This is a genomic window from Campylobacter concisus (genome assembly GCF_015229955.1).
GTDB lineage: Bacteria > Campylobacterota > Campylobacteria > Campylobacterales > Campylobacteraceae > Campylobacter_A > Campylobacter_A concisus_AT.
Genome location: NZ_JAAKYZ010000007.1, coordinates 1 through 18,165 on the forward strand (window position 1 = coordinate 1; position 18,165 = coordinate 18,165).

Below are 18,165 nucleotides of genomic sequence, written 5' to 3' on the forward strand. Positions count from 1 at the left end.
TATACTAGTGGTACAACTACAATCGAAGTTCAAGACCAAATACACGTACTTTAATATCTATACTTTTAATCCCAAAGGAATTTCCTTTGGGATATTCTTTCTTGTCATTAAATTTTTATAATTGTTTGTCTTTTTAAATAGCATCAGATTTACAAAATTTTAGTTATTTAAGTAGTTAGTATATAAATCAGTAAGTCTGGATGATAAACAAAGACCGAAAATGGATTAAATTTGGCGGTAAATGTAGATAAAATTACCGCCGTAAGGACAAATTATTTTCCAGTTGGGTCTAAGCCATTTAAGATGTAATTTACTTCATCATCGCTTAGCTCATAGTGTAAAAATTCTTTATAAAATTTCTTTGTCTCAGCTGCTATATCTATATCTTTAAAAATTTCAGGATGTAATATCTTAGCTGCCCATAAAATTTGCAAAGCCCCCTCGGCGCCGTATCTATCCCAGCTAAAAACGCCAGTTGGATTTACGTAAACTCTTTTATTTTTGACGGCTTTGGTGCCCGCGTAGATAGGATTTTCGTATATCTTTTGTAAAATTTCGGGAGCTTTGGCTCTGCCTATGATGATCACATCAGGGTTCATATTTGGTATCTCTTCGGCATTGATTTCAAGCATATTTCCTGCTTTTTGAACCGCGTTTTGGCCGCCTGCGACCCTTATCCACTCGTCTATGATCGTATTTGCGCCGTCAACCTTAAATAAATTCTTGCCGTCTGCTATGTGAAGTACTTTTGGTCTATCTGATACAGCGATCTTATCTGTTTTGCTTAGCACTCTTTTTAGGTTGCCGTCAAAATATTCGTTAAATTTCTCCGCGATCTTCGGCGCGTCGCCTCCTATGACCTCGGCCATTATAGATACGCTTTTTTTCATATCCGTATGATTGGTAAATGACGGATAAAGCACGGTAAAGCCGTTTTTGGTTAGCTCTTCTTTGTTCTTTTTATCGGCGGCTATAACGACGTCTGGACTTAGTTTAACTAGCTCTTCTACCTGTAAGTCTTTGCCGTTTACGCCGTTTGGAATGCTTGAAATTCTAGGATAAACATGTGCAAACCATTTGTTGTTTTTGATAAGATCGGTAGTCGCTACTATCTTGTCCGCGCCGCCTAGCATTAATATGATTTGGTTATTCGCATACCAAAGCGTGGCGATTTTTTCTACTTTTGCGGCGACTTTTACGACGTCGCCAGTGATGTCTTTGACATCTCTAAACTCAGCTGCATTAAGCAAAAGGCTTGCAAACAGCACCACTAAAGCCATGAAAAATTTTTTCATTTTTTCTCCCTGTGTTAAATATATATTTTTATATATAAGTGCTAATACTATATGTTATCGCCTTAATAAACAATATCTTTACAATATAAATTTCTAATTTAGAGCTTTAAAATTTATGAGTGAATGTGAATTTTTATCTATTATTGATAGATTAAATTTATAGCAAGTGCTCCCCTTCTTGCACTTGGCAAAAAAGGGAGAAAAGAGAGATTATTTCTCAAAAGCTTTTTGCAGGCTAAATGGAAACGCTTGATAGCCCATAGCATTTGTCATCTTTATCTCGATACTAGGCTCTTTTGCACCCCATTCAAACTCATCGATGTGCGGGCTAGGAAGTCCTACTGGTCGACCTTTTGCGATGTCAAACTGCATGCCAGCAACGGCTGAATAGACCATCACGCTATCAAGGTCATCTTGATACTGCGTAAGGCTAGTGACCGAACTATACCACTCTTTGCCACGCTCTTTGCCGTACTCCCAAATTTGCTCAACAGTCTTTTTCTTTTCATCTATCTTATAAACGACTGCGCGAGAGTATTTCATGCCAGCGATGGCTGGTTGCTCCATGCCCCTTGTGTCGCCGTTGTCAAAGACGCTTAGATAAATTTCGCCTTTTTTAGACTTGCTATCTATCCTAAATGCCGTGTGTTGCGTCCATTGCCAGTCAAAGCCACCTTTGTCGCTCTCGTATCCTGGGCATTTTGAGTACTCATCTTCGCAGACTATTTTGTTGCCTTTGCTATCAACTGGCTGAAGAAGTTTATCTTTAAATTTATCGCTCCAACCTTTGTGAGCGCCCATGATCCATTTTACTTGTTTATCGCGGCCGATCTTGATGACTGCGTCTTGGTGGCGGCTTGAGATGATGATGCTGTCATCACTTGGGTCGTAATCCACGCTATTTACGTGCGCCCAGTTGCGTCCGGGACCAGCGCCAACTATGTCGCCCCATTTATCGTGCGTATCCATAGACTGAAGCTCATCTGCGCTTGCAGTGTGGCCTGCTTTTTTAGCGTCTATGTTTAAGCAAACTGCGCCTTGATCAAGTGTTTTTAGCACGATGTCACGGTAAGGATCGAGGATTTCATATAGTCTAAAGTCATCAACTACGTTGCCATCTCTGTCAAGCTCAACGATCACGTCACGCACTGTTCTTACATTTTTACCATCAGCCCTTTTATAGTCAGCATTTGCCACGCGCAAGAAGTAGTGTCCGTTTTGTGCTACGTCCATTGAGTGAGAGAAGTCGTTGTAGCTAGCTGGTAGCTCGCGGTTAAAAATTTCTCTACCCATGATGTCGTATTTTGCGTATCTTTGACCATATCCCCAAGTCATCGCACCATCGTCATTTTGCTTAAAGCCCATCATTACGCCAGCGTGAAATGGCTGTTTTAGATCATAAATTTTGCTTGGCTCAAGGTACCATCTAACCTCACCTTTTGTATCAAGGATGAAGTTATTTGGGCTGTAGTTCCACTCGATCGCACCGCCAGCTGGGTTGTTCCAAACGACTTTTGTGCCCTTGCCGGTTTTATTTACAAAGTTATTTACGTAGTATAGGCGGTTTGCAAATTTAGCGCTTGCTGGCTTAGTAACCTCGATCTTGTCAAATAGCGTGCCCTTTTGATTTGGCGTGCCTGAGCTTTCTAGGTAGATGGCTGGGGCATAAATTTTATAGCTCTCTTTTATGTGTTCAGTCTTGCCTTTGTAGCTCTTGTCGTACTCGACTTCAACGGTATTTTGATAGTCAGGATACATGCCAAAAACTGGGATGCCACCATGTGTGCGAAGATGCTTATCAGCCACTTTGTAGCTTATCACCTGACCGCCTTGTTTTGGCACGATGGTTACTTTGGCATTGCTTAATGTGTAGCCGCCATTTTTGATGACTGCTGTAAGTGGGGCAGTATCGTATGGATTTACCACTACTTCGCCTATTTGCCCAGTGATAGCATAGTCTAGTTTAGCCCCGCTTGGACCGCCTATCGCAAAAGCGCTTGAGCAAAGTACAGAGGCTAGTGCAACACAACTCAAAGTCTTTTTCATAACATCTCCTTTAGATAAATTTTATAAACTCTACTCATAAAGCTTATAAAATTTAGAAAAAGCCTTGGAACGCCCAAGGCTTAAAATAGGTAAAAGGAGTAATAAAAAATATTGCGTCCTTCGTAATTGTAATAAAACCTTATAACATAAAAATCACGATAAACTTTATAATGGCTTAAAATCTAAATTTATATTAAAAATTTTTGCCTTTTTGGATCTTAAGCTAGCATTTACGCTTTAGCACTTATAATCAGCCCCAAACAATGGAGCAGAACTTATGACACTAACTTACAATGCAAAGAAAATTTATGAAAATTGGTTTGATTCAAAAAGTGAGCTTGAAGAGAGCAATGCTAGCTTTTTAGAAGATTATTTAAATTTTTTAGGCGATATTGGTGAAGTGATAAATATTGATGAAAAAACAAGGCTTTCGGTTATCATCGCCTCTCTTTGCGTGAGTAAAGGTGCAAAAAGCTCATTTAAAAGCTTCGTTAGGGCTGCTTTAAATGTAGGCATATCAGCAAAAGAGATAAGAGAAATTTTATATCAAGCAGTGCCTTATGCTGGGCTTGGCAAGGTAGAAGATTGTATATTTTTAGCTGATGAAATTTTTAATGAGCGCTACATAGAGCCTGAGAATATGCCTAAAAAATCAAGAGAAGGCAGAGGTGAACGAGGCCTTGAGATACAAAGAAAACTCTTCCCAGCGGTTGATAAATTTATCGCATCAATGCCAAATGATCAAAAACATATAATGGAGTTTTTATCGCAAAACTGCTTTGGCGATTTTTATGCAAGAGATGGGCTTAGTTTAGAGCTTAGGGAGCTTTTGACATTTGTCTATATCACGACTCTTGGCTTTGCAAAACCACAGCTTTTAGGGCACATTGCTGCAAATTTTGGTATCGGCAACGATAGAGCTAAACTAATAAGCGTTGTTACGACACTTATACCATTTATAGGCTATCCGAGTGCTTTAAACGCATTATCAGCAATAAATGAGATAAGTTCTAGTAAAAATTAAATTTTTAATCAATGCGATATCTTATAAATTTCAGCCAAAATTTATTCTAGCGTTAAATTTGCGGTTGAGCTTGGTTGTAGAATAACTCAAAATAAATCATCTAAAGGAGATTATCATGAGTTTTCTATCTAAATTTAGCAAGGCTATCTTTGCTGTTGCGGTAGCTGGAGCGATTAGTGCTAGTGCATTTAGTGAGGGCGAGGACTACGTTAAGCTTGAAAAGCCACTAAGCGCGGGACAAAATACACTAGTTAAAATTTTTAGCTACGCTTGCCCATTTTGCTATAAGTACGACAAGAGCGTCACTCCAAAGGTAGTTGAGAAAATTCCTGGACTAAAATACGAGCCATTTCACCTAAAGACAAAGGGCGATTACGGCGAGGTTGCGAGTAAGGTTTTTGCCGTGCTTATCGTTATGGACGAGGCAAAAGGTGTCGGCTTATTTGATGAAAATTCGCTATTTAAAAAGGCTAAATTTGCCTACTACAAGGCTTATCACGACAAAAAAGAGCGCTGGAGTGATGGCAAAGACGCTGAGGGTTTTTTAAAGACTGGTCTTGAGGCAGCTGGCGTTAGCAAGGCTGATTATGAAAAAGAGCTAGCTAATCCAAAAGTGACTGAGCTGCTTAAAAAGTGGGACGAGAGCTATGACGTGGCCAAAATTCAAGGCGTGCCAGCATTTGTCGTAAATGGCAAATACCTCATCATGACAAAATCAATCAGCTCGCTTGATGGCATGGCAGCACTCATCGAAGAGCTTCTTAAAAAATAAGGCGTCACATGAGCTTTTTTAAAAAAATGGCTAAATTTCAAGACTCACGCATCTCTTGGGCGATCTTAGTCTTTGTAAGCGTCGCGCTTGTTGTTATCGCGCACTCGCTCTTTCAAAACTACGCTTATATGCCTCCTTGCGAGCAGTGCGTCTATATACGTTTTGCATTTTTATGTATGGCACTTGGCGGCGTGATCGCTATCATAAATCCTAAAAATTTACTATTTGCTCTAATTGGCTACGTCTTTGCCTTTTGGGGAGCGGTGCAGGGCATAATGTATAGCGTAAAGCTAGCCAAAATCCACGATGCAGTGCATGGTGATGATCCTTTTGGCATGCAGGGCTGCTCTACTGAGCCACACTATCCATTTGGTTTGCCACTTGAGAAGTGGGCGCCTGACTGGTTTATGCCAACAGGCGACTGCGGATATGACAGCCCTATGGTGCCTGATGGCGCGGTGCTAAGCGATCTGCAAAAGAGAATAGTTGATCTTTACGCTGATGGCTGGTATCTTGTGCCTTCATCTAAATTTATGTCGATGGCTGATTGTACGCTACTTGGATTTGGTGTTTGTTTTGTAGTGCTTGCACTTATGCTCGTTTCAAAGCTTTTATCCTTTTTAAAATGAATTTAGTTAGCCCAAATTTGGGCTAACTTAGGATATACTGCAAGTATGGGTCTTAATTTAAAATCACAAAATATTAAAATCTACGCCATCATCTTGCTTGCTAGCCTTTTTGTGATACTTCTTGGGCTAAATATTTACAGCAATGCCAAAGAGAAAATCATAGAGCTATCTGATAAAAATAACATAGCAGTTAGCAAAAATATCGTAAATAACTTTCAAATTTGGCTTGATGAACGTATAAATTCACTCATTCGTGCGTCAAAATTTATACAAAATGCAGACATCGTAGATGACGATGAAAAGATAGCCGGCTTTATAAAGCTCTTTAAGCAAAACGCGAAAGAATTTGATCTAATGCAGCTTTTAAGGGATGATGGAGAAATTTTTGTAGATGGAGAGAAAATTTTAGAAGAAGTTATGCCAAAAAGTGAAAGAGCAGGGCTTATCTGGTATGTCGAGACAAAAAATACAAATGCCCCAAGCGTAAATTTCATGCAAAAACATAAAATTTTAAAGGGCTCAACTCTAAATTTATGCGTTCCAGTCACAAAACAAACGAAATTTAAAGCAGCACTTTGTGGCGTCGTGCGTATAGAAAATATCTTTAATAGCATTAAAAATTTTAGCCTTGCACCAAATTCTTACTCATTTTTGGTGACTCATAGCGGTGAAATTTTAACATCGATACCTGATCTTGCTTTAAAAAAAGAGATCGAGGAAAAATTTAAAGAGTTGTTTTTAAAAGATGAAGACATTACAAGCTTAAAAATAGGACAAAATTTAATCCAAGTAGCTGAGATACCAACGATAAATTGGTTCATAGGAGCTGGCACAAATAACGAAGAAGAAATTTCAGCTTTAACAAAAGAAGCTTTAAAAAATGCTCTAAGCTTGCTCTTTGCCTTCGTTGCGCTCACATTTTTGGCAAATATTCTTCATAATTTTATGTATAACAAGATAAAAAAGATACAAGATGAGTATGAAACATTGCTAACTCATAGAGCCAAAATGAGTGAGGCTGGCGAGCTAATAAGTGGTATCAATCATCAATTCATTCAGCCTGTAAATTCGCTAAAACTAATGCTAAGCTCGTGCATAATGTTAAAAAAAGAAGGTAAATTAAGCGATGAGGAGCTAATAAATTTACTTGAAAAAGGGCAAAGCTCGGTCAAACTTCTTTCAAGTACTATTGAAATTTTTAGAAATTTTTACAAAAGTGCTGAAAATGTGAGCGAATTTGAGATACAAACAAGCGTTAAAAATCTAATAACACTTATGCACACAGAGCTTAGCCGTGCAAATGTTAGTGTAAAATTTAGCGGCTTTAACGAACAAAAAGTTCGTCAGATAGAAAATATAATCCAACAAATTTTACTAATCCTAATACACAACGCAAAAGACTCACTTGTCGAAAGCTACAAAGATGAGCCACTAAAACGTATCATCGAGATAAAATTTAGAAGCTTTGAAGATAAGTGCTACATCGGAGTTTATGACAATGGAAATGGCGTAAGCGAGCAAATGAGCGAGAAAATTTTTACTTGGCTAAATACCACCAAAAAGCAAGGAAATGGCATAGGACTTTATTTTGCTAAAAAGCTAGCACAAGAAAAGCTAAATGGTGACGTAAGACTCGTAAATAACGCAAAGCCAACGGTGTTTGAGCTAAGTTTTGATATAAATTTAAAGGACTAAAATGCAAGAAGTCTTAGAAATTTTAAAAAAGACGTCTGTCTTGGTAGTCGAAGATGACGATATGGCAAGAGAGCTTATTATTAGCGGACTTAAACCTTATTGCGAGCAGGTAATTGGTGCTTGCAATGGACAAGATGGCGTGGAGAAATTTAAAAAGCAAGGCTTTGATATTGTGATGAGTGATATTCACATGCCAGTGCTTAATGGCTTTGAGATGATGAATGAGATGAAGCGCATAAAACCGCACCAAAAATTTATCGTCTTTACCTCTTATGATAGCGATGAAAATTTGATAAAAAGCATGGAGGAAGGGGCGATGCTTTTTTTAAAAAAGCCTATTGATATGAAGGATCTTAGGTCAATGCTTATTAGTTTAAGTTTTGAACGAGATGAAAAGCTGGTTTATTTAAGCGATGAGGTGAGTATAAATTTAAAAAGAGAGAAAATTTATAAAAACGGCATTGAAATTTATCTTAGCTTTTTGCAAAATAAGATATTTTGGCTCTTTGCTTATAATCTAAATAAGCTAGTTACTTATGAGATGATAGAAGAATTTGTCTATGAAAGCGATGTTAGCAAGGCGGCTATCCAAAATGTGATACTTCGTCTAAAGCGTGAGCTTGGTGTGAAATTTAAAAATATCAGCGAGAGTGGATATATTTTAATCACAAAATCTGAATGATTTGGAATTATCGCCACCTTGTACCATAGTACAATATACAAAAGTAATTAAATATACTAAAATACCGACAAATAAAAATAAGGAATAAAGATGGCAGCAGTAGCTGGTATAGTTAAAAGTGTTTCATCTGATGTTATAGCGATAGACCAAAATGATCATGTAAGAGTTTTAGACGTAAATGATAAAGTATATATCGGAGAGGCTATAAAGGGCGAGAGCGAAAGTGCAAGCATTACAATCACTGCAAATGATGGACAAGATATATCAATAAACGGATACGATACTCTTTGGCTAGATAGTAGCGTAGTAAGCGATGATATTGGCGAGTCTAGTATAGATACTGACGCATTGTTTAAAGCACTTCTTGGCAATGATTATGTATCGATTTTAGATCATATAAATGAAAAAGTAGATGATATCCTTAGTGCAACCAATTTAGAGCAAGAAGAGCTAAATGATGAGGCTAGCGTAAATATTAGTTTTAATGAAATAGATCCAAATTTAGCAAATGAGCATGGATTAAGAGAAGATGATCTTTTAGCTAAAATGAATGAACATAAAGAGAGCGATAAGCAGATAGATCCTAGCTTTGAGCATACAAATCTTAACGCAACTACGATATATATAGATATCGATAACGACTTAAATAAACTTTCATAAATTTGAGCTTTTTGCTCAAATTTCTTCTGTTTTAAAAAACTCAAATTTATCTAATATCCTCTATAATAAGCCAAAAATTTCAAAGGAAAACGATGAAAAAAATTCTAATCATCGCAGGCTCTTGTAATAGCGGCACAGCTGGGCTTCAAGCAGATATAAAAACATGTGCTAGGCTTAATTGTTATAGTGCAACAGCGGTAACTTCTTTGGTCGCTGAGACTACGGATGCTGTAAAGAGTGTATTTTGCTTAGAGCCTAGTTTTGTCAAAGATCAGCTAAATACGCTTGCGGAAGAATTTAGCTTTGATGCGATAAAAATTGGCATGCTATTTAGTGAAGAGATCATGGAGGTGGTGCGTGAGTTTTTACTAGCTCAAAATACCAAAGTAGTGCTTGATCCAGTTTGCGTCTCAAAAAGCGGACACAAGCTTATAAAAGATAGTGCGGTGGCAAAACTAAAAGAGCTAATGAGTTTAGCAACGGTAACTACTCCAAATTTAGATGAGGCAAATGTGCTTTTTGGCGATAATTATAAAGATCTACCTTGTGACGTCATCGTAAAGAAACATATCAGCGAAGATAGCAGCATAGACACACTTTATAAAAAAGATGGCTCACTAAGAAATTTTAAAACCCCACTTGTTAATCCGCTTGTAATGAGTGGAACTGGTTGTAGCTTTTCAACTGCACTTGCTTGCTTTTTAGCAAAGGGCAAGAGCTTAGAGGAGTCTATACAACTTTCAAAAGAGTATATTTGCTCTATCATAAAAGAGAGCATAGATACAAAACTTGGTAAAAATCGCTTACTTTGGCATGGAGCGAAGTAAAAATTTATCCCTCTGATCTTTGCACGGCAGCTGAGTGAGTGATGATGTCGTGCAGATTTAGTTTATCTTTTCTAAAGAAACAAAGGCAAAGTCCAAGTATGCTAAAGCCAGCAAAGGCAAAGCAAATTTGGCGCAAGATGGTGTGAAAAAAGCTTAGTTTTCTACCGGTTTTTAGGTTTATTAGATAAATTTCTTGTGCTTTGTAGCCTGGAGTTTGTGCTTTTATGCTAAAAAAAAGGCACATTATAAGTGAGATCAGGCTATTTGCACCAAAAATGGCAATTTGGTTATGCAAAAATGCCTCTTTGCCATCAAGCACAAGATATGTTGTCGCATAAAATATAGGCATACCGATGATAAAAAGATCGATGATAAATGCCTTTACTCTAGCCCAAACAGGTGCGATTTTTGCCTTTTGTTTTGCCAACTCAATTTCCTGTATTTATGTAGATACGGCTAAATTTCTCCCAGTCATATAGATAGACTAGGTTGTCGCTCTCGCCGCTATCATGCGTGACGCAGAGCATAGTAGAGGCACGTGAGACCTTGCACCAGTGACTATAGAGATCAAGTTTTTTGATATCGCTTTCTAGTACACCAAAACAGCCTATATACTCATAAATGCTAAGATCAAAAAAACTCTTATTTTCGGTCCTTAGCAAGCGTTTTTTGCTATTTTCTTGCATTAAACTAGCTCTACGCCTTTACCATTTACTACTTCACCGATCACGTAGCCATCGCTATTTGCTAGGACAGCATCAACATTTTCTTTTGGTACAACCAATATCATGCCAACGCCCATGTTAAAGGTTCTCATCATCTCGCTATCTTCTACTTTTTGAGCGATGATTTTAAAAATTTCAGGCGTTTTTATAACGCTTTTTTGTACTTTTGCACCAAGTCCAGCAGGGAAGACGCGAGGCAAGTTTTCAACTATGCCACCACCTGTTATATGCGCCATTGCCGTAATCTTATCTTTTAATCTTAAAAAGTCGCTCACGTAAATTCTAGTTGGCTCAAGAAGTACGTCGATGAGCTTTTTATCGCCTACTTTTTCATCAAATTTTAGTCCAAGCTCGCTTACCACTTTTCTTGCAAGAGAGAAGCCATTTGAGTGTAGACCACTACTTGGAAGCGCGACTAAAACGTCACCAGATTTTACAAATTTGCTTCTGTCGATCTCATCAACCTCAGCGATACCAACGGCAAATCCAGCAAGGTCAAAGTCGCCTTTTTCATACATCGAAGGCATCTCCGCTGTCTCACCGCCTATCAGCGCGCACTGGGCTTTTTTGCAGCCATTTGCGATACTTTTTACTACCTCTTTGGCGCTCTCTATCTCGAGCTTTGCTGTTGCGTAGTAGTCGAGGAAAAAGAGCGGTGTAGCGAAGTTGCAGATGAGATCATTTACGCACATTGCAACTAGATCCTCGCCCACGCCGTCAAATTTCTTAGCATCGATAGCTAGGCGAAGCTTTGTGCCGACACCGTCAGTCGCGCCTAGAATGGCTGGATTTTTATACCCGCTTGGTAGTCTGACCGCTCCTGAAAATGACCCAATGCCACCTATAACATTTGGTGTTTGTGTAGATTTTACGAAAGGCTTTATCGCCTCAACAAAGCTATTTCCAGCATCTATATCCACTCCAGCATCTTTATAGCTTATCATCTTTGTCCTTTTTTGTAATTTTTTAAAACTTTAGCCAAAAGTTGCTAAAATTGTCATCAATTTTCAAAAATGGAGCGAGTTTGCAGAAATTTCCAAACGCTTATGCTATTACAGGCTCTATTGCTAGCGGTAAAAGCACTGTTTTAAATTTGCTAAAAGAACAAGGCTTTAGTGTGATTGATGCGGACGTGATCGCTCATGAACAGCTTGAAATTTGTAAATGTGAGATAGCAGAATTTTTTGGCGAGCAAATTTTAGATGAGACTGGCAAGATCGATCGTCAAAAACTTGGTGCCATTGTCTTTAATGATCCAAAAAAATTAAAAATTTTAGAGCAAATTTTGCATCCAAAGATAAAGGAAGAAATTCTATCTTGCGCTACGAAGCTTGAGTGCTTGAGGCAGGTTTATTTTGTGGATATCCCCTTATTTTTTGAAAAAGAGGATCGATACACCGAGTTTAAAAATATAGCTGTGATCTATGCACCAAAAGAGCTTTTGTTAAGTCGCCTAATGAACCGAAATGGTCTAAGTTTAGAGGATGCAAAAGCTAGAGTAGAGCTTCAGATGGATATCGAGCAAAAGCGAAAAAAAGCAAATTTCATCATAGATAACAGTGGCGATAAAGAAAATTTAGAGCAAGAACTCGATAAATTTCTAAGGCAAATTTGCGGCTGAGTTTATATAAATTTGGTAAAAAGTAGAGCAATTTTAAAGGAAAAATAATGCGAGTTTCAAAGTATAACGCTAGTGGCAACGATTTTGTCATATTTCATACTTTTTTGAGTAAAGATAGAAGTGAGCTAGCAAGGCAAATTTGTAACCGAACAAACGGCGTGGGAGCTGATGGACTCATCGTGCTTTTGCCTTACGAAAAGGGCGTGAAATGGGAGTTTTACAACAGCGATGGAAGCTACGCTGCGATGTGTGGCAATGGCTCGCGCGCGGCTGCTAGATATGCCTATCTAAATGGTCTTGTTAGTTCAAACGAATTTGTCTTGCTAACTGGTAGTGGCGAGGTTGTGGCAAGTGTGAAAAACGAGTGTGTCGAGGTTGTGCTAACAAGTCCAAAAATTTTAAGCGAGCCACTAAATGAAGGCGGCAAAACTTGGTATTTTTACGATACAGGCGTGCCACATCTTGTAAATTTCACACAAAATTTAGATGAATTTGACGTCAAAGAGTGCAGGGCACTTCGTCAAAAATACAATGCAAATGTAAATTTAGCCAAATTTGAGGATGGAATTTTAAAGGTGAGAACCTATGAAAGGGGCGTGGAGGACGAGACGCTAGCTTGTGGCACTGGCATGGCGGCTTGCTTTTACGGCGCTACTTTAAATTTAAACGCAGCGCAATGCCTAAAAGTCTATCCAAAAAGCGGCGAGGAGCTTGGTCTTGGGCTTAAAAACGGCAAAATTTTATTTAGCGGAGCGGTGAAACACTGTTTTGATACAAGTATTGAAATTTAGTTTTTAGAGCGAGTTTTATACTTGCTCTTGGCTAGTTTGGTTAGCAATGGTAAGCAAATTTTTCAAATTTATATTACTAAATTTGCGCCTAGCTGATGAAGTAAAATTTTATAGTGGTATTAATTTAAAATTTGAATACAAAATAACTAAGTTAAAGTCTCGAAAAATAAATTTTAATAAAAATTTGAATAGAAATTTAAAAAAAAGAAGATCTCCGCCGAAGCGGAGAAAAGGTGTTATTTCAAAGCATCTTTTGCTTGTTTTGCAAGTGCCGCAAATGCCTTCGCGTCATTCATAGCTAGATCAGCTAAAATTTTTCTATCAAGTTCGATGTTAGCTTTATTTAAGCCATTGATAAATCTTGAATAGCTAATGTCGTTTAGTCTGCAAGCTGCGTTGATACGAACGATCCATAAACGTCTGAAATCACGTTTTTTCTGGCGTCTGTCGCGGTATGCGTAAACTAAACTTCTCTCTAGTTGCTCTTTAGCTTTTCTAAAGTGTTTGTGTCTAGCACTAAAAAAGCCACGTGCTAGCTTTAAAACTTTCTTATGGCGTCTTCTTCTAACTACGCCTGTTTTTACTCTTGCCATATTTATCCTTTTACAAATTGGCGCTCACGAAGTGAGTCTTGCCCCTAAATTTGGGGGAGTTTGAATGACTTTTTGTCAAAAACTTAAATCTACGCTGCTTTATACGCCGAGCATTTTGCGAACGGCTGAGACGTTTGTGCTATCCACGTAGTGTGGTCCACGAAGGTCTCTCATACGCTTACTAGGTTTTTTTGTTAAGATATGGCTTCTAAAAGCAGAGCCTCTTTTTATCTTATTTTTACCTACTTTAAAGCGCTTAGCAGCACCGCGAACGGTTTTCATCTTTGGCATGCTAATCCTTTTTGAAGTTTTATACGCAATTGCGTAAGTTTTGGATTATAGCGAAAAATCCTTTAGGAAATTTAAATTTCACTTAGACAAAATTTGCAATAAATTTACATTAAACTTAAAAAAATTTTAAAATTTATAATTAAATTATTAAAAATTGCATATAATCACATAAAGAAATTTTATTTCACTAAAGGAGTAAAAATGAAAGGCAAAATTCTTGCATCAATCGTTGCTATGAGTGCGATTTTAGGCACAAGTAGCTTGGCATGCACTACCATTTTAGTAGGAGATAAAGCTTCAAATGACGGCTCCATGCTGGTCGCTAGGAGCGCAGACAGTAAGGCTATAAAAGCTCAAGTCTTTTTGATCCATCCAGCAAAGAAAAACCAAACTGGCATGCATAGCTCAAAAGCCCATGACGGCGCAAATGACTTTACATATCCGCTTCCAAAAGATGGTATGAGATACACAACCATCGCAAACTCGCACACAAAGCTTCATGGAGCGGTCGGCTACAATGAGGCAGGGGTTGGGCTAAGCGGCACTGAGACTATTTACGCAAAAGACGAGCTTTTAAAGATAGACCCATATAACGAAGAGAGCGGTATCACCGAGGATGACATCCCAGACGTGCTTTTGCCACGTATGAAGAGTGCAAAAGAGGGTGTTAAGCTTCTTGGCGAAATAGTAGAGACAAAGGGTGCTGGAGAGGGCTTTGGTGTGGTATTTATCGATGCAAATGAGCTTTGGTACTTTGAGACTGGTACAGGCCACAAATGGATCGCTACAAAGATCGCTCCAGATGAGTATTTTGTCACGGCAAATCAAGGCAGACTTCAAAACTATAAAGAGAATGATCCAAATTTCATGGGAGCAAAAGATGTGATCAAATTTGCGATCGATAACAAGACTTATGACCCTGCAAAAGATGGAGAATTTAACTTTACAAAAGCCTATACAAGAGACGATGAGAGGGATATGACTTATAACTACCCACGCGTTTGCTGGGTTCAAAGCATGTTTAACCCAAGCTTAAAACAAGACTTCGCCGATGGTCAGAAATTTCCAGTATTTTTAAAACCAGAGAAAAAACTAAGTGTTGAAGACCTAAAAGCTGCGATGAGAGCCCACTACAACGGCACTGCGTTTGATAACTACGCTAGCAAAGACGAAGATAAGAAAAACATCTACCGTGCCATAAGCGTCTTTAGAACATACGAGTCTCACGTCATGCAGGTGCGCCCTTGGCTACCAAAAGAGATCGGCCGCGTGACATATGTAGCTCTTGGCATGGCTGATCTTAGTGTTTATTTGCCGTATTACGAGGGACTTGATGGCTTTATAAAAGGCTACTCAGATGGCTCATACGACGCTGATGACACCTCAATATACTGGGTTTATAGAAAGCTTCAAACCCTTGTGATGACTGATTATGAGAAGTATTCGCCAGTGGTTAAAGAGGCCTACGCTAAATTTGAAAAGGAGTTGGCGGTAAAACAGGCTAAATTTGAAGATGAGTACATGAAGCTTTACAAAAAAGATAAGAAAAAAGCGGACAAACTCTTAAATGAATTTAGCCAAAAGACTATGCAAGAGGCTAAAGATCTAACTCAGCAGCTTACAAATAAGGTCTTTACGATGCTCACAGCTGATATGGATGCTAAGCTAAAATCCCTAAATAAAGGTAAAAAAGACTAAAAAAATCTGGGCGTGAAATTTAGTAGCGCCCAAACTTTAAACAAAAATTTGGCAAAGAGCGTTTATAATGCCGGACAAAATTTATCTCAAAGGAAAAACGCTGATGCCTTGTCCCATGCATAAAGCTCATTAATCTCGGCAAAAAACATATCAGCGATTTTCAAAAATCACGCAAATTTTTAAACAATTTCACATTTTTTTATATTGAAATAAATCCCTTTTTGCTAGCAGGTCCGCTGCATTGTAACTGCATTTTTAATAGCAAAGCTAAGCAGTGTTTAAAATTTGGCAAGGATCTTTTTAGCAGGGTTTTTTATAAATTTTACTTTAGTCTAAGAAGAAGCGGGTGTCATCCACCTCGTTTTGGGTAACCCAGACTTGTGCGCAGCGCAACAACATCGAACGTGCTGGGGTTTTGGGTTGTAGGGATAAGGGGGCGGTTTCGTAATTCTAACCCTTTGTACCTGCATAAAAATATTCAAAGTTGCTGTGCTTTGCACAGATTTAATTTAAAATAGAAATTTAAAAAGGATAAAAATGATAAAAAGTTATGTTTTAGGTTTTCCAAGAATCGGAGAAAAAAGAGAGTTAAAGCGTGCGTTAGAGGGCTTTTGGGCTGGCAAAGAGGGCTTTAGTGAAGAGAATTTGCAAGAGACTGCAAAGACGCTTCGCCAAAGACACTGGAATTATCAACAAGATGCTAGCATTTCGGCTATTAGCGTTAATGATTTTTCATTTTATGACTTAATGCTTGATAACATCATCGCTTTTGGCGCTACGCCTCCAAGATTTGCAAATTTAAGCGGCTTGGAGCAATATTTTGCTTGCTCAAGAGGCAACAAAAATGGCGTTGCGATGGAGATGACAAAGTGGTTTAATACAAACTACCACTACATCGTGCCAGAGCTTAGCAGCGAGAGTAAATTTAGCCTAAAAGCGGACAAAATTTTAAATGAATACAAAGAGGCGAAGGCTAACGGCGTAAAAGGCAAGGTAAATTTGATCGGCCCTATCACATTTTTGGCTCTTTCAAAGACGACTGACGGCAGCTGCCCATTTAAGCACCTTGACGCGCTTGTAGGCGAGTATAAAAAGCTACTTGAGCAAATTTCTAAGCTTGATGATGAAATTTTAGTGCAGTTTGACGAGCCGATCTTTGTAACAGACAAAAATGAAAGCGACCTTTTGCCACTTATCACAAAGGTTTATAACGAGCTAACAAGCGTAGCTAGCAACGTTAAGATCGTATTTGCAACATATTTTGAGCATGCGATCAAGGCAGTTAGCGAAGTGGCTAAAACTAAAATTTACGGCATCGCACTTGACTTCATCCACGGCAAGAGAAATTTCGAAGCACTTGAGACTATCAAAAATAGCCACTTGACGCTATTTGCAGGCGTGATCGACGGCAGAAATATCTGGAAAAGCAACATCGATGATAAGGTAAAACTTGTTCGTGAAATTTCAGAGAAAATAGGCGGCAAAGACTTTTACATCGGCACTTCATGCTCACTTCTACATGTGCCATACACGCTAAAATATGAAGAGAATTTAAACCCTGAGATCAAAAGCTGGCTAAGTTTTGCGGTTGAGAAGCTTGATGAGATCAAGATCATCACAAAACTTGCAAACGGCGAGAAGCTAAATGAGAGCGAAACAAAAATTTATGAAGAAAATAAAAATGCTGTTAAAACTCGCGCCACTTCAAAGCTCATCCACTCTGAAAGCGTTCAAAAACGCATCAAAAATTTAAGCAAATTTGAGCGTGATGAGAAATTTGAAGACCGTATCAAAATTCAACGTGAAACACTAAAATACGGTATCTTGCCAACAACAACGATAGGTAGCTTCCCTCAAACGGTTGATCTTCGCGTACTTCGCCAAAATTTCAAAAAAGGCGAGATCGATGCGGCCGCTTATGAAGCAGGCATCAAAAAATATATCGATCACTGCGTGAAATTTCAAGAGGATATCGGCCTAGACGTGCTAGTACACGGCGAGCCAGAGAGAAATGACATGGTTGAGTACTTTGGCGAGCAGATCAGCGGATATGCATTTAGCCAAAATGGCTGGGTACAAAGCTACGGCAGCCGCTGCGTCAAGCCACCACTTCTCTTTGGTGACGTAAGCCGCCCAGAGCCTATGACTGTTAAGTGGATGAAATACGCTCAAAGCATCACAAAACACGTAATGAAGGGCATGTTAACTGGACCTGTGACTATGCTAAACTGGAGCTTTGTGCGTGATGATCTTCCAAGAAGCGAGGTAGCAAAACAGCTTGCGCTTTGTATCTATGACGAGATCGCAGACCTTCAAAATGCGGGCATCAGAGTGATCCAAGTCGATGAGGCAGCGTTTAAAGAGGGCTATCCGCTAAGAGCTGAAAATATCCCAGCTTATGAGAAATTTGCGGTTGATTGCTTCAAGCTTTCAGTAAGCTCGGCTGAAGCAAAAACTCAGATCCATACGCATATGTGCTACTCTGAATTTAACGATATTATTAAGACCATTGAGGCAATGGATGCTGATGTTATCAGTATCGAGACCGCAAGAAGTGGCAACGAACTACTTAAAATTTTTAAAGCCGTTGGCTACAAACAAGAGGTCGGACCTGGCGTTTACGACATCCACAGCCCACGCGTGCCAAGTGTCGAGGAGATCGTCGCTCAGATCAAAGCTCTGCTTGAAGTCTTGCCAAAAGAGCAACTCTGGATCAACCCTGACTGCGGCCTAAAAACCAGAAAATGGGAAGAGGTCGAGCCAAGCCTTAAAAATATGGTGGAAGCTGTCAAGATCGTGAGAGATCTATAATTCAA

18 protein-coding genes are annotated in these 18,165 nt (G+C 38.8%); 11 read left to right on the plus strand and 7 right to left on the minus strand.

Going from position 1 to position 18,165, the window contains the following annotated elements; genetic code table 11:
* Positions 1–272: 272 nt before the first annotated feature.
* Together G6W45_RS08505 and G6W45_RS08510 are read right to left on the minus strand one after the other, a co-directional pair.
* A complete protein-coding gene (locus G6W45_RS08505; protein WP_194168187.1) occupies positions 273–1,295 on the minus strand; it encodes an ABC transporter substrate-binding protein in 1,023 nt (340 codons plus the stop codon).
* Between the two features lie 210 nt (positions 1,296–1,505).
* Positions 1,506–3,341, minus strand: coding sequence for an aryl-sulfate sulfotransferase (locus G6W45_RS08510; RefSeq protein WP_194168188.1), 1,836 nt, complete (start codon positions 3,339–3,341; stop codon positions 1,506–1,508).
* Between the two features lie 277 nt (positions 3,342–3,618).
* Here G6W45_RS08510 and G6W45_RS08515 point away from each other — a divergent pair, with 277 nt between their 5' ends.
* The 7 genes from G6W45_RS08515 (at position 3,619) to G6W45_RS08545 (ending at position 9,630) form a co-directional block, all read left to right on the plus strand.
* On the plus strand, positions 3,619–4,365 hold the full coding sequence (locus G6W45_RS08515; RefSeq protein ID WP_021090213.1) for a carboxymuconolactone decarboxylase family protein: 747 nt from the start codon (positions 3,619–3,621) through the stop codon (positions 4,363–4,365).
* A 115-nt stretch (positions 4,366–4,480) separates the two neighbouring features.
* Complete coding sequence (locus G6W45_RS08520) at positions 4,481–5,137, plus strand: thiol:disulfide interchange protein DsbA/DsbL (RefSeq protein ID WP_085658013.1); 657 nt, start codon at positions 4,481–4,483, stop codon at positions 5,135–5,137.
* 8 nt (positions 5,138–5,145) lie between these two features.
* Positions 5,146–5,766 (plus strand): protein-disulfide oxidoreductase DsbI, encoded by a 621-nt coding sequence (gene dsbI / locus G6W45_RS08525; RefSeq protein ID WP_194168189.1) that lies wholly within the window; start codon positions 5,146–5,148, stop codon positions 5,764–5,766.
* A gap of 45 nt (positions 5,767–5,811) precedes the next feature.
* The gene (locus tag G6W45_RS08530; protein ID WP_194168190.1) at positions 5,812–7,461 is read left to right on the plus strand and encodes a sensor histidine kinase; all 1,650 of its coding nucleotides are present in this window, start codon (positions 5,812–5,814) and stop codon (positions 7,459–7,461) included.
* Between the two features lies 1 nt (position 7,462).
* Positions 7,463–8,143 carry a response regulator transcription factor gene (locus G6W45_RS08535; RefSeq protein ID WP_194168191.1) on the plus strand — a complete coding sequence of 227 codons (681 nt, stop codon included), beginning with the start codon at positions 7,463–7,465 and terminating at the stop codon, positions 8,141–8,143.
* A 90-nt stretch (positions 8,144–8,233) separates the two neighbouring features.
* The gene (locus tag G6W45_RS08540) at positions 8,234–8,803 is read left to right on the plus strand and encodes a hypothetical protein (RefSeq protein WP_087577281.1); all 570 of its coding nucleotides are present in this window, start codon (positions 8,234–8,236) and stop codon (positions 8,801–8,803) included.
* A gap of 92 nt (positions 8,804–8,895) precedes the next feature.
* Complete coding sequence (locus tag G6W45_RS08545; protein WP_194168192.1) at positions 8,896–9,630, plus strand: hydroxymethylpyrimidine/phosphomethylpyrimidine kinase; 735 nt, start codon at positions 8,896–8,898, stop codon at positions 9,628–9,630.
* Positions 9,631–9,634: 4 nt separating this feature from the next.
* Here the strand turns inward: G6W45_RS08545 and G6W45_RS08550 are convergent, their stop codons facing one another.
* Genes G6W45_RS08550 through purM form a run of 3 tightly spaced genes read right to left on the minus strand, consistent with a single transcriptional unit; the run spans position 9,635 to position 11,299 of the window.
* Positions 9,635–10,057, minus strand: a complete 423-nt coding sequence (locus tag G6W45_RS08550) for an RDD family protein (protein ID WP_107793788.1) — start codon at positions 10,055–10,057, stop codon at positions 9,635–9,637.
* Between the two features lies 1 nt (position 10,058).
* On the minus strand, positions 10,059–10,316 hold the full coding sequence (locus G6W45_RS08555; protein WP_107811471.1) for a hypothetical protein: 258 nt from the start codon (positions 10,314–10,316) through the stop codon (positions 10,059–10,061).
* Positions 10,316–11,299, minus strand: coding sequence for a phosphoribosylformylglycinamidine cyclo-ligase (purM, locus tag G6W45_RS08560; RefSeq protein ID WP_194168193.1), 984 nt, complete (start codon positions 11,297–11,299; stop codon positions 10,316–10,318). The genes G6W45_RS08555 and purM overlap by 1 nt, the downstream gene beginning before the upstream one ends.
* Positions 11,300–11,379: 80 nt before the next feature.
* Here purM and coaE point away from each other — a divergent pair, with 80 nt between their 5' ends.
* Both coaE and dapF read left to right on the plus strand, forming a co-directional pair.
* Positions 11,380–11,976: a dephospho-CoA kinase gene (gene coaE / locus G6W45_RS08565; RefSeq protein WP_194168194.1), complete on the plus strand. Its 597-nt coding sequence runs from the start codon at positions 11,380–11,382 to the stop codon at positions 11,974–11,976.
* Between the two features lie 47 nt (positions 11,977–12,023).
* Positions 12,024–12,767, plus strand: a complete 744-nt coding sequence (gene dapF, locus G6W45_RS08570) for a diaminopimelate epimerase (protein ID WP_194168195.1) — start codon at positions 12,024–12,026, stop codon at positions 12,765–12,767.
* Between the two features lie 236 nt (positions 12,768–13,003).
* Here dapF and rplT read toward each other — a convergent pair whose 3' ends face one another.
* Together rplT and rpmI are read right to left on the minus strand one after the other, a co-directional pair.
* Positions 13,004–13,360, minus strand: coding sequence for a 50S ribosomal protein L20 (gene rplT, locus G6W45_RS08575; protein WP_009295119.1), 357 nt, complete (start codon positions 13,358–13,360; stop codon positions 13,004–13,006).
* Between the two features lie 99 nt (positions 13,361–13,459).
* Positions 13,460–13,651: a 50S ribosomal protein L35 gene (gene rpmI / locus G6W45_RS08580; RefSeq protein ID WP_054195943.1), complete on the minus strand. Its 192-nt coding sequence runs from the start codon at positions 13,649–13,651 to the stop codon at positions 13,460–13,462.
* Positions 13,652–13,852: 201 nt separating this feature from the next.
* Between rpmI and G6W45_RS08585 the strand changes: the two genes are divergently transcribed.
* Both G6W45_RS08585 and metE read left to right on the plus strand, forming a co-directional pair.
* On the plus strand, positions 13,853–15,349 hold the full coding sequence (locus G6W45_RS08585) for a C69 family dipeptidase (protein WP_194168196.1): 1,497 nt from the start codon (positions 13,853–13,855) through the stop codon (positions 15,347–15,349).
* A 537-nt stretch (positions 15,350–15,886) separates the two neighbouring features.
* On the plus strand, positions 15,887–18,160 hold the full coding sequence (metE, locus tag G6W45_RS08590; protein ID WP_194168197.1) for a 5-methyltetrahydropteroyltriglutamate--homocysteine S-methyltransferase: 2,274 nt from the start codon (positions 15,887–15,889) through the stop codon (positions 18,158–18,160).
* Positions 18,161–18,165: the final 5 nt, after the last annotated feature.